This is a genomic window from Saccharothrix obliqua (assembly GCF_019375475.1).
GTDB lineage: Bacteria > Actinomycetota > Actinomycetes > Mycobacteriales > Pseudonocardiaceae > Actinosynnema > Actinosynnema obliqua.
Genome location: NZ_JAHXGQ010000011.1, coordinates 43,367 through 56,840, shown reverse-complemented (window position 1 = coordinate 56,840; position 13,474 = coordinate 43,367). Strand labels below are relative to the sequence as shown.

Below are 13,474 nucleotides of genomic sequence, written 5' to 3'. Positions count from 1 at the left end.
TCAGCCCCGGCCCGGCGGGTCGAGCTGGGGCAGGTCGAGGACGTCCGCGGCGGTGGACCGGGTGGGTTTGCCGTGGCCCTGACCGCGGTTCGGGTGCTCCGGCCCGTGCTCGGGCGACGCGCGGGTGGGTCGCGGCTCGGTCGTCTCCCCGGTGTCGCCGGTGGTGGTGACGGCGTCGGTGCCGCCACCGACCTCGACCGGGACCGGCCGGGGCGGCGGGGCGGTGGTTTGCCGCTCGGGTTCACGCACCACGGTCACGGTGGACGGCGACTGCGTCACCACCACGGTCCGCGGGGTGGGTGTCGCGGCGGGCCGCTGCTCCAGGTCCGGCGGGGACTCGGTCAGGTTGACCGCCGCCAGCACCGCGATCACCCCGAGCACCGCCGCGGCGCACCCGAGCACCAGCACGGCCCGCGCCCGGGAGGGCGTGGGGCAGGGCGGGGGCGGGATGCCCGGCGCGTTGTCCGCGACATCGGGCGTGTCGTCGTCCGACGGCGCGACAACGGGTGCCGCCGGCGGTGCGGTGATCGGCGGAGCGTCGAGGTCGGCCGGCCCGAGGGGCGCGAGCAGGGCCGCGCACTCGGCGGCGGTGGGGCGCTTGGACGGCAGGGTGGTCGTCATCGCGGCCAGCACTTCGCCCCAGCCGGCGGGCAGGTGCGGTGGCACGCGTGGTTCGCGGTACAGGCGCGCCAACGCCGCCTCGGTGTCGCCGCCGGGGTACTCGGGTCGCCCGGTCAGGCACTCCAGCAGCACCAGGCCCAGGGCGTACACGTCGGCGGGCGGTCCGACCTCCGCGCCACGCACCTGCTCCGGCGCGAGGTAGCCGGCGGTGCCGACCAGGACGCCGGTCCGCGTCACCCTGGTCACCTGAGCCTGGAGCGCCAGCCCGAAATCGGCCAGGTAGACGCGGCGCTCGTCGGGTTCGAGCAGGATGTTCGACGGTTTCACGTCCCGGTGCACGACACCGTGCCGGTGCACGTGGGCGAGGATGTCGGCGACCTGCGCCCCGATACCCGCCACGACCTCCGGCAGGAGCGGTTCACGCATCCGGCGGCGCAGGGTCCCGCCCTCCACGGGCTGCATCACGTAGAAGGGGCGTCCCCGGTACGAGCCCGTGTCGTAGACGGTCACCACGCCGGGGCAGTGCAGCTCGGCCAGCACCTGCGCCTCGCGGTGCAGGCGGATGCGGTCCTCGTGGGACGCGGGACCCACGAAGAGCTTGATCGCGACCTTGCGGTCCAGCTTGGTGTCGAACGCCCGGTAGACCTCGGCCATGCCACCGGACCCGTACAGGTTGCCTAACGCGTACCGCCCGTCGACCACTTCACCGGTCAGGTCCCCGTCCCACATCCGGCCTCCGCTGCGCCGACCGAGCCATCCGTGCGCCGGAACCTACCGGCGCGTCACGGAGCGGACCACCCGGTTCTTCGGTTCCCGTCCACCTACCCGTAGCACTGCCGTCACAAACCGCGGGGTGGTTCGGGTTCGCGCAACGCCGGACGGCACGGCGGGGCCGGACCCCGCCGTGCCGGACCCCGTCAGGCCGCCGCGGGCGACGTGGCGCAGGTGGTGGTGGGCGTGGTGGTGATCGTGGTCGAACCGGTCGGGGTGGTGGTGGGCGGGCCACCGGACGCCAGGCGCGTGCCGCTGCACATGGCGGTCTCCACGCGGCGGTCCGAGCTGTCGCCGTGGCCGAACACCAGGTACTCGGTGCCCGTGGTGAGCCGCACGCCGCACGCCGAACCCTGGACGTGCGTCGCGATCTCGACGCGGTGCGGCACATCGCCCTTGTACTCGGTGCCGACCTGCGCGCGGTAGACGTACTGGCTGCCTTCGACGCGTTCGCTGAGCACCTTCGCGACGAACACGTGGTCGGCTCTCGCGTACCGCCAGCCCTCGTTGTCGTTGGGGAAGCAGCTGCACGCGCTGGCGGTGCCGGTGAGCACCGCGGTCAACAGGCCCGCCGCGATCGTCGCGACCGCGGCTGCGTGGGCCAAGAAGCGTAAGCGTGCCAAGGGATTCCTCCAGGTTCCCGGGACGCGGCGGCGCCGAGTCCAGGTTAACCGGCCACGTGCAGCGCGAACCAGAGTTCGGCCCGCACCCCCGGCGCGTCCAGCGAGCGGCCGAGCAGCTCCTCCGCCCGCCGGACGCGGTTGCGCACGGTGTGCCGGTGCACGCCCAACCGGGCCGCCGCCGGGTCCCACTGGCCGTGGCAGGCGAGCCACACCCGCAGCGTGTCCCGCAGCGGCTCGTCCAGCGGTGCGAGCAACGCCGCCGCGTGCACCGCCACGTCCGGTGCGAGCAGGCCGGAGCCGGGCACGTCGGCGAAGTCCGGCACGTTCTCCTCCAACGCGCGTGACGCCTCCCGGTAGCCGCGTGCCACGCTGCCCGCGTCGACCTCGGTGGACGCGTGCGCGGGCCGGTCGATCTCGCGGGCGAGCACGACCACGTGCCCGTCGTGCTCGGCCCAGAACTCGGGCGGGTCCTCGGTGTCGGGCGGCAGCAGGAACACCCGGAACGGCCCGTCCGGCACGTCCTCGACGGGCACGCCCGCGAGCAGCAGGCGGAACCGGGCGGTGCGCAGCTCGCGGCGCACCGCGTCCTCCGCGCCGGACCGCGCCAGGGCGAGCGTGAGCAGCGCCGCGGCGGTGTTGACGATGCCCCGGTCGACGTTGTCCAGCGGGCCGGGGGTGGCGACGGCGAGGTGCCCGAGGCGGCCGACGGACTGCATCGCGAGGTGCGCGCCGCCGACCTGCCACGCCGAGCCCGCCGGTCCGGGACCGAGCCGCGCGGCCTCGGGGCGCAGGTCCGGCAGGTCGCCGGTGGCGTGCACGGTCACGCCGTCCGGGTCGAGCAACGCCGCCGATCCGCCGATCAACGCGGCCAGCCGGCGCACCACGTCGGCGGTGGACGCGAGGGCGGCGCGGGTGAGCGCGCGCTGCGCCTCGCCGGCGCGGGTGAGCGCCGCGTACTCGTCGGCGGCGACGGCGCGCGACACGGCCTTGGTGATCGCGATGAACGGGACCTCGCGTGGCACCTCCACCAGCGGCAGGCCCTCGGCGCGGGCGGCGGCCACCAGCTCGGCGGGCACCCGGGCGTGGCTGAGCCCGGTGCCGAAACCGAGGCCCACCGCACCCGCGTCGACCAGCCGGCGCACGTAGGCGCGGTGCGGGCCGAGCGCGATGCCGGTGGTGAGCAGCAGCTCGCCGCCCTCCAGGAACGGCGTCGGGTCCGCCAGCTCGGTGCTGTGCACCCAGGCGACGGGCCGGTCCAGGCCGGTCGCCACGTGCACGGGCAGCCCGACCTCGCGTGCGAGGCCGGCCAGCGTCATCGGCATGGACACTTTGTACAGTGTGAATGGTCACGTTAGCCATTTCCGGCACTAGTCCGTTCGGCTCCGAGGACGGATGCTGGACCCGTGCCCCGACTGCTCACCCCGATACCCGGCCCCCGGTCGCTGCGACTCGCCGCGCGCCGGGCGGACGCCGTGTCGGCGGGGGTGGCGTCGACGCTGCCGGTCTACATCGACCACGCCGAGGACGGGCTGCTGGTGGACGTGGACGGCAACCGGCTGATCGACCTCGCCTCCGGCATCGCGGTGACGGGCGTGGGCAACCCCGCGCCCCGCGTGGCGGAAGCCGTGCACGGGCAGATCGACCGGTTCAGCCACACGTGCTTCATGGTCACGCCCTACGAGGGCTACGTGGAGGTGTGCGAACGCCTCAACGCCCTGACGCCGGGCACGCACGCGAAGCGGTCGGCGTTGTTCAACTCGGGCTCGGAGGCCGTGGAGAACGCGGTGAAGATCGCCCGTCTGGTGACCGGGCGCGCGCCGGTCGTCGTGTTCGACCACGCCTACCACGGCCGCACCAACCTGACGTTGGCGTTGACCGCCAAGACCACCCCGTACAAGCAGGGGTTCGGTCCGTTCGCACCCGAGGTGTACCGGGTGCCGATGTCCTACCCGTACCGCGACGGCCTGTCCGGGCCGGACGCGGCGGCGCGGGTGCTGGACCTGGTGGAGAAGCAGGTCGGGCCGCCCGCGTGCGTGTTGATCGAGCCCATCCAGGGCGAGGGCGGTTTCATCGAGCCCGCGCCGGGTTTCCTGGCCGCGCTCGCCGCGTGGTGCCGCGACCGCGGCGCGTTGTTCGTGGCCGACGAGATCCAGACCGGGTTCTGCCGGACCGGCGCGTGGTTCGCGTGCGAGCACGAGCGGGTCGTGCCGGACCTGGTGACCACGGCGAAGGGCATCGCGGGCGGGTTGCCGCTGGCCGCCGTCACCGGGCGCGCGGAGCTGATGGACGCGGTCCACCCGGGCGGGCTCGGCGGCACCTACGGGGGCAACCCCGTGGCGTGCGCCGCCGCGCTGGGCGCGATCGACACCATGGCGGAACTGGACCTGAACGCCGCCGCCCGCCGCATCGGCGCCACCGCGCTGCCGCGCCTGCGCGCCGCGCTCGGCGGGCGTGGCGACGTGCGTGGGCGGGGCGCGATGCTGGCGGTCGAGTTCGCCGAGCAGACCCCCGAGGTCGCGCGCCGCGTCGCGGCGTCCTGCCACGCGGCCGGCGTGGTGGTGCTGACCTGCGGGACCCACGGCAACGTCATCCGCCTGCTGCCGCCCCTGGTGATCCCGGAGGAGTTGCTGGCGGAGGGACTTGCCGTGCTGGAACACGCGATTGTCGAAGGAGTAGGACGATGAACACCCCGTACTGGGTAGCGGGACAGGCCGCGTCGAGCGAGGACGCGGTGGAGGTGCGCAGCCCGTACGACGGCGCGCTGGCGGGCGTCACGTCGAACGCCACGCCGGAGGACGTGGAACGCGCCGTGGCCGCCGCGCACGCGGTGGCCGAGGAGTTCGCGTCGCTGCCCGCGCACGCCCGCGCGGCGGCGCTGGACCACGTGTCGCGGCGGCTCGCCGAGCGCTCCGAGGAGGTCGCGGCGCTGATCACCGCCGAGGCGGGCAAGCCGCTGAAGTGGGCGCGGGCCGAGGTGGCACGCGCGGTGTCCACGTTCCGCTGGGCCGCCGAGGAGGCGCGGCGGTTCTCCGGCGAGTTGCAGCGCCTGGACACCGACCCGGCCGCGAACGGCAGGCTCGCCCTGGTGCGCCGCGCGCCGAAGGGCGTGGTGCTCGGCATCGCCCCGTTCAACTTCCCGCTGAACCTGGTGGCGCACAAGGTCGCGCCCGCCATCGCGATCGGCGCGCCGATCGTGCTCAAGCCCGCGCCCGCCACGCCCCTGGTGGCGTTGCTGCTGGGCGAGATCCTGGCGGAGACCGACCTGCCCGCCGGCTCGTGGTCGGTGATCCCGGTGCCCAACGAGGTCGCGGGCGAGCTGGTCGCCGACCCGCGCCTGCCGGTGGTGTCGTTCACCGGTTCCGGCCCGGTCGGCTACGGCATCCTGGACCGCGTGCCGCGCAAGCACGTCGTGCTGGAGCTGGGCGGCAACGCGGCGGCCGTGGTGTGCCCGGACTGGACGGACCTGGACTGGGCGGCGCAGCGCATCGCGACGTTCGCCATGTACCAGGGCGGGCAGTCGTGCATCTCCGTGCAGCGCGTGTACGTGCACCGCGACGTGTACGACCAGGTGGCGGACGCGGTCGTGGCGCACGTGCGCAAGCTCGGCACGGGCGCGCCCACCGACCCGGCGACCGACGTCGGCCCGCTGATCAACGAGGCCGCCGCGCGGCGCGTGGAGGCGTGGGTGGACGAGGCCGTCGCGGCGGGCGCGGAGCTGCTCACCGGCGGCGTGCGTGACGGCGCGTCCTACGCGCCGACCGTGCTGGCGAACGTGCCGGTCGACTGCAAGGTGGTGGACGAGGAGGTCTTCGGGCCCGTCGTCGTGCTGGCGCCGGTGGACTCCGTGGAGGAGGCGTTCGAGCGCGTCAACGAGTCGCGCTTCGGTCTCCAGGCGGGCCTGTTCACCAACGACGTGCGCCTGGCGTTCAAGGCGTCCAAGCGGCTGGCGGTCGGCGGCGTGATCGTGGGCGACGTCCCGAGCTTCCGCGCGGACCAGATGCCGTACGGCGGGGTGAAGGAGTCGGGCACCGGCCGCGAGGGCGTGCGCTCGGCCATGGACGACCTGACCGCCGAGCACGTCCTCGTGCTCACCGGGCTGGACCTGTAGGGACGAGCTGACGCGTCCCGTGCCGGTTCGGCGCGGGACGCGTCAGCCACCCGGCGGGCGGACGCGGGCGGTCAGCAGGGCGTCCGCCCAGCGCGCCCGCGGGTCGACGTCCACGAGCAGCAGCTTGACCAGCAGGGTGAGCGGGATGGCGAGGATCGCGCCCAGCGGCCCGATCAGCCACGCCCAGAACAGCAGCGCCAGGAACGTGACGGTCGTCGACAGGCCCACCGAGTTGCCCATGAAGCGCGGCTGGATGAGCGTCTGCACGACGAAGTTCAGCACGCTGTAGACCACGACCACCCACACCGCGAGCTGCCAGCCGCCCTCCAGCAGGCCGAGCAGGGCGGGTGGCAGCAGGCCCATCACGAAGCCCACGTTCGGGATGTAGTTGGTGATGAACGCGAGCAACGCCCACAGCACCGGCAGCGGGATGCCCATGATCGCCAGCGCCACGCCGTCCAGGACGGCCACGACGAGGCCGAACACGGTGGACACCACGAGGTAGTCGCGGGTGCCCTTGGCGAACCGGCGCAGCGCGGTGGCGACCTCGGGGCGGTCGGCGGCGATCACGGCCAGCCGCGCGTCCGCGCTGCCCGCGTCGACGCTCAGGAACACCAGCAGGCACAGCAGGAAGACGATGTTGGACGCCAGCCCGCCGACGCCGCTGAGCACCGCGCCCAGCACACCCGCGACCTTGCCGAGGTCCAGGCCGGTCGCGACCCGGCCCAGTTCCTCCGCGCCGACGCCGTACTCCGCCAGCCCGCTGACCGCCGCGTCGGCCAGGGCACGGGCGCGGGCGGCGTACCGGGGCAGTTCGGTGGCGAGCTGCGCGACCGACACGACCAGCACCACGACCAGGAACAGCAGGATCGCGTAGACGCCCGCCGCGAGCACGGTCGCCGCCACCCACTTCGGCACGCCCCGGCGACGCAGCCAGCCGTGCACCGGGACCACCGCGATCACCAGGGTGAGGGCCAGGAAGACCGGACCGATGAGCCACGCCACGGCCTTCACCCCGGCGCCCGAGATCACCGCGGCGGCCGTGCCGAGCAACACCACCAGTCCCCTGGGCAGGTCCATCTCCGGAGCGTAAGGCCGGGACAGCGGCGCGGCCTGCCGGTAGCGTCGCCGATCATGCGCCTGACGTCGCCCGGTGGAACACCCGTGCCCGGCCTGCCGTCCGGGCGTCCGGTGCTGGTCCTCGTCGGTGGCGCCGACGGGATGGGTGACGCCGAAGTAGCGCGCTTCACCGCGGCATTGCGCCCGTTGACGGCCGTGTTGGACGCATGTGACGCGGTCGTGGTGTCCGGCGGCACGGACAACGGCGTCATGCGGGCCATCGGGCGGGCGCGGGCCGCGTTCGGCGCGTCGTTCCCGTTGGTGGGCGTGGTGGCCGACGGCGTGCCGGCGGTGTTCGAGCCGAACCACACGGTGATCGCGTTGGTGCCGGGTGATCAGTGGGGCGACGAGTCGCCGTGGATCGCGGACCTGGCACGCGACGTGGCGGACGGGCGGCCGTCGGTCACGGTGCTGGTGAACGGAGGTCGGATCGCTTTCGACGATGTGGAGGCGGGTTTGGCGCATGGGCGGCCGTTACTGGTCGTGCGCGACACGGGGCGCACGGCGGACCTGATCGCGACGGGCGCCGGGCCCAGGGCGGCACGCGTCCTCGCGTCGCCGCTGACGGTGGTGGTGGGGCTGGCGGGTTTGGCGGACGAGGTGTTCCGGGTGCTGCACGGGGAAGAGGTGGCATGAGCGGGTTACGCGACCAGGACCTGCCGGGTCTGTTCGAGGCGGCCGACGCCGCTTCGATGAGCGGGCAGCGGCGGTACGTGCGGACGGTCCGGCTGCGGTTGGTGCTCGCGGTGGTGGCCGCCGCGACCGGCGTGGTGACGGTGACGGTCGGGCGGGTCGACGTGGCCGCGATCGGCACGGCGATCGCGCTGGCCGCGGTGAGCGTGACCGAGCTGAGCCTCAAGTCCTCGCGTCCGGAGGAGCGCTGGTACGACGGGCGGGCGCTGGCGGAGTCGACCAAGAGCCTCGCGTGGAAGTTCAGCGTCGGCGGCAAGCCGTTCGCGTTGGACGACCGGGCGCCGGAGGACGTGGAGCGGCAGTTCATCAAGCAGTTGCGCGAGTTGCTGCGGGACGCGCCGACAACGGCGATCACACCGTCGCGGCGGCCCGTGGTGACCGACGCGATGCGTGCGCTGCGGGCGTCGGACCTGGCCACGCGCAAGGACGCCTACCTGCGGGGGCGGATCGAGGACCAGCAGGACTGGTACTCGGCGCGGGCCGAGCGCAACGAGCGCCGTGCCGACCTGTGGCGGACGTCGTTGCTGACGATCGAGGTGCTGGGCATCGGCGCGGCGCTGGGCAAGGCCGTCGGCGCGGTGCCGCTGGACCTGGCGGGCGTGGTGGCGGCGGTGATCGCCGCCGGCACGGCGTGGATGAGCCTGCGCCAACTCTCCACCCTGGCCCGCGCGTACACGTTCGCGGCCAACGAACTGGGCATCGTCCGCGCCCGCCTGGGGCTGGTCGCGGACGAGGCGGCGTGGGCGGCGGAGGTCGCCGACGCGGAGGGCGTGGTGAGCCGCGAGCACACCATGTGGCGGGCTTCGCGGACGCACGTGTCGTCCGGCTGATCCGGTCGGGGAGGTGGAGCGGCCCGCGCTGCTCCACCTCCTCGCACTACGCCGTTGCGACGACCAGGACCCGGCGTCCCCGCGTGTGGCCGGCCTGGCTGTCGATGTGCGCCGCCGCGGCGTCGGCGAGCGGGTACGACTTCTCGACCGGGATGTGCAGCTTCCCCCGTGCGATGAGGCGGACGGCTTCGGCGAGGGCCGCCGGCACGCTGCCGGCCGTGCCGGAGAACCGGACGCCCAGGGCGGGCGCGTCGAGGTCGGCGATGGAGACCACCTTCGCCGGGTCGCCGGTCAGCTCGACCAGTTCGCGGAGCACGCCCGAGCCCGCCAGGTCCAGGGCCGCGTCGACGTGGCCCAGCCGCCGCACCCGCTCGACCCAGCCGTCGCCGTAGGTCGTGGCGAGGGCGCCCAGGCCCCGCAGGTAGTCCTGGTTCGCCGCGCCGGCCGTGCCGATCACCGCGATGCCGCGGTCGCGGGCGATCTGCACGACCGCCGACCCGACTCCCCCGGCCGCGCCGCTGACCAGGAGCGTCTGCCCGGGTCGCACGCCGACCTCGGCGATGACGCGCAACGCGGTCTCCACCACGGACGGGTAACCGGCCGCCTCCTCGAACGCCAGCCCCGGTGGCATCCGGGCCCAGGCCGACAGCACGGCGAACTCGGCGTAGGTGCTCGTCCCCTCACCGAACACGCGGTCGCCGACCTCGACCCCGACGACGCCCGCACCCACCTCGTCCACCACCCCGGCGGCGTCCAACCCGACCCCCGCGGGCAACGCGATCGGGTGTGCCTTCAGGACCTGCCCCTCCCGGATGCGCCAGTCGACGGGGTTCACGCCCGCCGCCCGCACGGCGATGCGCACCTGCCCGGGACCGGCGTGGGGCTCCTCGGCCTCCACGAGTCGCAGGACGTCCGGACCGCCGAACTCGGCGAAGCTCACTTTCTTCATGCCGCCGACCGTAGCACTAACGGTTAGTGTTTTGGAGCTGATACGTTTTCGCACCTGGTAGCATGGGATGGTGACCGTGCCCACCGGACGCCGTGAGCGCAAGAAGGCCGCGACCCGCCAGAAGATCGCCGATGCCGCCCGGCGCCTTTTCCTCGACCGCGGGTACGACGCGGTGGGCATCCGCGACGTGGCCGCCGAGGCCGACGTGGCCGTCACCACGCTCTTCGCCCACTTCGCCGCCAAAGAGGCGCTGGTGTTCGAGCACGACGAGGACTTCGAGCGACGCCTCACGCGGGCGGTCGCCGAACGAGCGCCGGACGAACCGCTCATCCCCGCACTGCGCCGCGAGATGCTGGCCATGGTGCGGCACTGCGCGGCGGACGACGCCGCCCCGATCTGGCGGATGGTCGACGGGTCGCCCGATCTCCAGGAGTACGAGCAGGCGATGAGGCTGCGTCACGCGCGGTCGCTGGCAGCGGCCATCGCCGCCGACGCCGACCGGCCGGCGACCGACACGGCGTGCCAGGCGATCGCGCGGTTCGTGGTCGACACCCACTCCCTGGCCCGCGCGGCGGCCGACCCGGACGCCGCGGTGGACGAGGTGTTCCGGATGGTCGAGGCCGCCTGGGCGGCCGTGCGGCGGTAACCGCCGCCGCGCACCCCGGCCTCGGGGTTCAGGCGGTCGGGCGCCGGGCGCGGGCGGTGAGGCGTTCCCAGTTGCGGTGGCCGATGTCGGCCTTCTGCTCGTCGGTGAAGGGCGAGTTCTCCAGGAAGGAGCGGGCTTCGCCGTCACTGGTGTCGACGTAGGGGAAACCGCCGGGGCGGAAGCCGTAGGTGAAGGGGTAGTCGGTGGAGTACAGCATCCGGTCGGTGCCCATCACCTCGGCGGTCCAGCGCAGGTAGCGGGGGCTGTTGGTGCCGCTGCCGGCGACCCAGAAGTTCTGCGTGAAGTAGTCGGCCAGGGGCCGGCGCAGGCGGCCCGCTTCGCCGAAGAAGCCGATGTGGTCGAGGTGGAACAACACGACCTCGCCCCAGTGCCCGGCGATCACCTGGAGGTCGGGGAACCGGTCGAAGACCCCCGAGAAGACCATGCGCAGGTACTGGACACCGAGGTCGTAGTACCAGCCGAGCCCGGCTCCGGCCAGCACGGGGCCCATGGGCTCGGGGAGGTCGGCGTAGTAGGCGTCGATGACGGACCGGACCGGTGTCTGCGGGTGGAAGTGCAGCGGCACGGCCAGCCGCTCGGCCATCGCGTACAGCTCGTCGTTGTCCGGGTGGTCGGCGAGCTTGCCCCCGGTGCGCCCGTACAGCATGGCGCCGGGGAAGTTCAGCTCGCACACGGCGCGCTCCAGCTCGGCCGCAGCCGCGGCCGGCGTCCCGGTGGGAATCGCGGCGAACGCCTGGAAGCGGTCGGGCCGGGAGGCGACGATCCCGGCGAGCTGGTCGTTGGCCTCGCGGGCCACCGCGACCGCGTCGGCCTCGGGCAGGTCCTGCACACCCGGCGACGACAGGGAGAGCACGGCGACGTCGATGCCCTGGTCGTCCATGTGGGCCAGCCGCCGCTCGCCGACCTCGTGCAGGTTCCTGGCGACGGGGTGGTCGCCGAAGCCGCGGGCGGGTATCCGCGGCGACCCCGCCCGCTGGTACGCCTCGTAGACGGCCGGCACCACGACGGTCTCTTCCACCCCGATGATCCGCAAGCGGTCGGCCATGGCGCTTCTCCTGACGTTTCCAGTGGAACCCCTGGAACGGTACCGGTGATACTTCCAATGGAAACACAGGTTCGGTAACAGCGCTAGCAGCCGGTTTCGGCGGCGCCACCGGTGACGCCCGTTCACCCGCTCGGCGGCACCACCGACGACCAGCGCGAACGTCGACATCCCCGACCGACCCGAACGGCGCGCGCCGGACGAGCCACCCGGAAAAGTTGTCACGTTGCAATCACACAGAGTATGGTCTAGACCTGCCGCCGCGTTGGGTGAAATGTCCGCCCAAAGCGGTCTCGACTGCTTCGGGGACGGGTCGCCCAGCGAAGTCCCGCCCACCCGAAAGGAGTTGACATGACACTCCGCCGACGAATCGCCACGATCGCGGCCGGCGCGATTGCCGCGCCGCTCGTGATGGTCGCCCTGCCGACCGCTCCGGCGTTCGCCCACGGTTACGTGTCGTCGCCGCCCAGCAGGCAGGCCCAGTGCGCCAAGGGCACGGTCCCCTGCGGGTCGATCAAGTACGAACCGCAGAGCGTCGAAGGCCCCAAGGGCCTGCGCAGCTGTCACGGCGGCAACGCCGGGTTCGCCGAGCTGAACAACGACAGCAAGGGCTGGAAGGTCACCAACGTCGGCCAGTCCGTGACGTTCAACTGGGTGTTCACCGCCCGGCACCGCACCGCCAACTACGAATACTACGTGGGCAACAAGCGGGTCGGGTTCGTGGACGGCAAGAACCAGGCGCCGGGCGCGACCGTGTCGCACACGGTCAACCTCGGTGGCGTCACGGGCCAGCAGAAGGTGCTCGCCATCTGGAACATCGGCGACACCTCGAACGCGTTCTACGCGTGCATCGACGTCAACGTCGGCTGACAGTCGCAAGCAGTACCGGCGGGGGCGTGCCGAACCTGTGGGCACGCCCCCGCCCCCTGCCCGGCGGATCAAGAAATGCCGTTGCGGGGCCCGCCGCCGAACGCATAGCGTTCGCGGTACACGAGGAAGGAGGTGGTCCGAAGTTGTATAGCTACAGGACTCGTCGTGAGGTGGCTGTCCGCTAGGACCGTCTTCCAGGTGGCCCGGGCGAATCCCAGGCAGCCACCCGGCCCCCGTGACCCCGAGCCCAGTCCAGCTCGGCCCGCACCCGGTGCGGGAAGCGGTCAGGGGGCCGCTTTCACGTCCCGGCCCGTTCGCGCGGCGTCGGCCGGGAGGTGTTCACGCACCACGCGCAGGTCGGCCACGAAACCCTCGTAGGCCGCGGCCCGGTCGGGCGCGCGCAGCACCGCCGACGGGTGCACGGTGGCGATCACGCCCAGCCCGTCCACCTCGACCAGCTCGCCCCGCTGCTCGCTCACCCGGAACGCGTCGCCCAGCAACGCCTTCGCGGCCGTCGCGCCCAGGCACACCACCAGTTCCGGCCGCACCGCCGCGAGTTCCGCGTGCAGCCACGGCAGGCAGGCCCGGATCTCGCCCCGCGCGGGCGCCTTGTGGATGCGCCGCTTTCCGCGCTCCTGGAACTTGAAGTGCTTCACCGCGTTCGTCAGGTAGACGCCCGTGCGGCCGAGCCCCGCCTCGGCGAGCGCCTTGTCCAACAGCTTCCCGGCCGGTCCGACGAACGGCTCACCCGTCCGGTCCTCCACGTCGCCGGGCTGCTCACCGACCAGCAGCAGCCGGGCGTCCTCCGGTCCCGCGCCGAACACCGTCTGCGTCGCCGGCCCGTGCAGGTCGCAGCCCTCGCAGTCCCGCGCGGCGCGGCGCAGCGCCGCCAGGTCCGCGCGGTCGGGCACGAACGGGGCGGCGCTGCGCGCGGCCACGTCAGTCGTGGGAGCGGAAGGCGTCCTTCACCTTCTCGCCCGCCTGCTTCAACGCGCCCTTCGCCTGCTCGGCACGTCCTTCGGCCTGCCACTGCTCGTTGTCGGTCGCGTCGCCGACGGCCTCCTTCGCGCGGCCCTTCAGCTCCTCGGCCTTGTTGCCGATCTTGTCATCGGCGCCCATGGCGGGTCCTTTCGCTCGACTGCCGGTCCGCTCCCGGCATACCCGCGTCGACGCCGGGGCAA

14 protein-coding genes are annotated in these 13,474 nt (G+C 73.4%); 6 read left to right on the top strand and 8 right to left on the bottom strand.

Translation table 11 applies throughout. From position 1 onward, the window contains the following. From KZQ38_RS28910 to KZQ38_RS28900, 3 genes are all read right to left on the bottom strand, one after another. Positions 1-1,350 (bottom strand): serine/threonine-protein kinase, encoded by a 1,350-nt coding sequence (locus tag KZQ38_RS28910; RefSeq protein ID WP_219446358.1) that lies wholly within the window; start codon positions 1,348-1,350, stop codon positions 1-3. 188 nt (positions 1,351-1,538) lie between these two features. Continuing rightward, the gene (locus KZQ38_RS28905) at positions 1,539-1,997 is read right to left on the bottom strand and encodes a hypothetical protein (RefSeq protein WP_257902498.1); all 459 of its coding nucleotides are present in this window, start codon (positions 1,995-1,997) and stop codon (positions 1,539-1,541) included. Between the two features lie 62 nt (positions 1,998-2,059). Continuing rightward, positions 2,060-3,337, bottom strand: coding sequence for a PucR family transcriptional regulator (locus KZQ38_RS28900; RefSeq protein ID WP_219446676.1), 1,278 nt, complete (start codon positions 3,335-3,337; stop codon positions 2,060-2,062). An 81-nt stretch (positions 3,338-3,418) separates the two neighbouring features. On the opposite strand from KZQ38_RS28900, the gene gabT reads away from it, so the two are divergent. Together gabT and KZQ38_RS28890 are read left to right on the top strand one after the other, a co-directional pair. Continuing rightward, entirely contained in the window at positions 3,419-4,699 is a 1,281-nt protein-coding gene (gene gabT, locus KZQ38_RS28895; protein WP_219446354.1) for a 4-aminobutyrate--2-oxoglutarate transaminase, read from the top strand. Continuing rightward, on the top strand, positions 4,696-6,123 hold the full coding sequence (locus KZQ38_RS28890; protein WP_219446352.1) for an aldehyde dehydrogenase family protein: 1,428 nt from the start codon (positions 4,696-4,698) through the stop codon (positions 6,121-6,123). The genes gabT and KZQ38_RS28890 overlap by 4 nt, the downstream gene beginning before the upstream one ends. Positions 6,124-6,165: 42 nt before the next feature. Here KZQ38_RS28890 and KZQ38_RS28885 read toward each other — a convergent pair whose 3' ends face one another. Next, on the bottom strand, positions 6,166-7,203 hold the full coding sequence (locus KZQ38_RS28885) for an AI-2E family transporter (protein ID WP_219446350.1): 1,038 nt from the start codon (positions 7,201-7,203) through the stop codon (positions 6,166-6,168). A 54-nt stretch (positions 7,204-7,257) separates the two neighbouring features. On the opposite strand from KZQ38_RS28885, the gene KZQ38_RS28880 reads away from it, so the two are divergent. Both KZQ38_RS28880 and KZQ38_RS28875 read left to right on the top strand, forming a co-directional pair. Beyond that, the gene (locus KZQ38_RS28880; protein WP_219446349.1) at positions 7,258-7,878 is read left to right on the top strand and encodes a hypothetical protein; all 621 of its coding nucleotides are present in this window, start codon (positions 7,258-7,260) and stop codon (positions 7,876-7,878) included. Next, a complete protein-coding gene (locus KZQ38_RS28875; RefSeq protein ID WP_219446347.1) occupies positions 7,875-8,765 on the top strand; it encodes a DUF4231 domain-containing protein in 891 nt (296 codons plus the stop codon). The genes KZQ38_RS28880 and KZQ38_RS28875 overlap by 4 nt, the downstream gene beginning before the upstream one ends. A gap of 46 nt (positions 8,766-8,811) precedes the next feature. Here KZQ38_RS28875 and KZQ38_RS28870 read toward each other — a convergent pair whose 3' ends face one another. Beyond that, positions 8,812-9,714: an NADP-dependent oxidoreductase gene (locus KZQ38_RS28870; RefSeq protein WP_219446345.1), complete on the bottom strand. Its 903-nt coding sequence runs from the start codon at positions 9,712-9,714 to the stop codon at positions 8,812-8,814. 70 nt (positions 9,715-9,784) lie between these two features. Between KZQ38_RS28870 and KZQ38_RS28865 the strand changes: the two genes are divergently transcribed. Then, positions 9,785-10,360 (top strand): TetR/AcrR family transcriptional regulator, encoded by a 576-nt coding sequence (locus KZQ38_RS28865; protein WP_219446343.1) that lies wholly within the window; start codon positions 9,785-9,787, stop codon positions 10,358-10,360. A gap of 28 nt (positions 10,361-10,388) precedes the next feature. Here the strand turns inward: KZQ38_RS28865 and KZQ38_RS28860 are convergent, their stop codons facing one another. Continuing rightward, positions 10,389-11,426 carry an amidohydrolase family protein gene (locus tag KZQ38_RS28860; protein ID WP_219446342.1) on the bottom strand — a complete coding sequence of 346 codons (1,038 nt, stop codon included), beginning with the start codon at positions 11,424-11,426 and terminating at the stop codon, positions 10,389-10,391. A gap of 348 nt (positions 11,427-11,774) precedes the next feature. Between KZQ38_RS28860 and KZQ38_RS28855 the strand changes: the two genes are divergently transcribed. Continuing rightward, positions 11,775-12,293, top strand: coding sequence for a lytic polysaccharide monooxygenase auxiliary activity family 9 protein (locus KZQ38_RS28855; RefSeq protein WP_219446341.1), 519 nt, complete (start codon positions 11,775-11,777; stop codon positions 12,291-12,293). 284 nt (positions 12,294-12,577) lie between these two features. On the opposite strand, the gene KZQ38_RS28850 is transcribed toward KZQ38_RS28855, so the two are convergent. Together KZQ38_RS28850 and KZQ38_RS28845 are read right to left on the bottom strand one after the other, a co-directional pair. After that, positions 12,578-13,231 carry a UdgX family uracil-DNA binding protein gene (locus tag KZQ38_RS28850; protein WP_219446340.1) on the bottom strand — a complete coding sequence of 218 codons (654 nt, stop codon included), beginning with the start codon at positions 13,229-13,231 and terminating at the stop codon, positions 12,578-12,580. A gap of 1 nt (position 13,232) precedes the next feature. After that, positions 13,233-13,412: a CsbD family protein gene (locus KZQ38_RS28845; protein ID WP_219446339.1), complete on the bottom strand. Its 180-nt coding sequence runs from the start codon at positions 13,410-13,412 to the stop codon at positions 13,233-13,235. Between the last annotated feature and the right edge of the window lie 62 nt (positions 13,413-13,474).

Excerpts from the sequence above, each read along its gene's own strand:
- KZQ38_RS28900 (WP_219446676.1), bottom strand. The coding sequence starts at position 3,337 with ATGCCGATGACGCTGGCCGGCCTCGCACGCGAGGTCGGGCTGCCCGTG.
- KZQ38_RS28875 (WP_219446347.1), top strand. The coding sequence starts at position 7,875 with ATGAGCGGGTTACGCGACCAGGACCTGCCGGGTCTGTTCGAGGCGGCC.
- KZQ38_RS28910 (WP_219446358.1), bottom strand. The coding sequence starts at position 1,350 with ATGTGGGACGGGGACCTGACCGGTGAAGTGGTCGACGGGCGGTACGCG.
- KZQ38_RS28890 (WP_219446352.1), top strand. The coding sequence starts at position 4,696 with ATGAACACCCCGTACTGGGTAGCGGGACAGGCCGCGTCGAGCGAGGAC.
- KZQ38_RS28870 (WP_219446345.1), bottom strand. The coding sequence starts at position 9,714 with ATGAAGAAAGTGAGCTTCGCCGAGTTCGGCGGTCCGGACGTCCTGCGA.
- KZQ38_RS28860 (WP_219446342.1), bottom strand. The coding sequence starts at position 11,426 with ATGGCCGACCGCTTGCGGATCATCGGGGTGGAAGAGACCGTCGTGGTG.
- KZQ38_RS28845 (WP_219446339.1), bottom strand. The coding sequence starts at position 13,412 with ATGGGCGCCGATGACAAGATCGGCAACAAGGCCGAGGAGCTGAAGGGC.
- KZQ38_RS28885 (WP_219446350.1), bottom strand. The coding sequence starts at position 7,203 with ATGGACCTGCCCAGGGGACTGGTGGTGTTGCTCGGCACGGCCGCCGCG.
- KZQ38_RS28880 (WP_219446349.1), top strand. The coding sequence starts at position 7,258 with ATGCGCCTGACGTCGCCCGGTGGAACACCCGTGCCCGGCCTGCCGTCC.
- KZQ38_RS28855 (WP_219446341.1), top strand. The coding sequence starts at position 11,775 with ATGACACTCCGCCGACGAATCGCCACGATCGCGGCCGGCGCGATTGCC.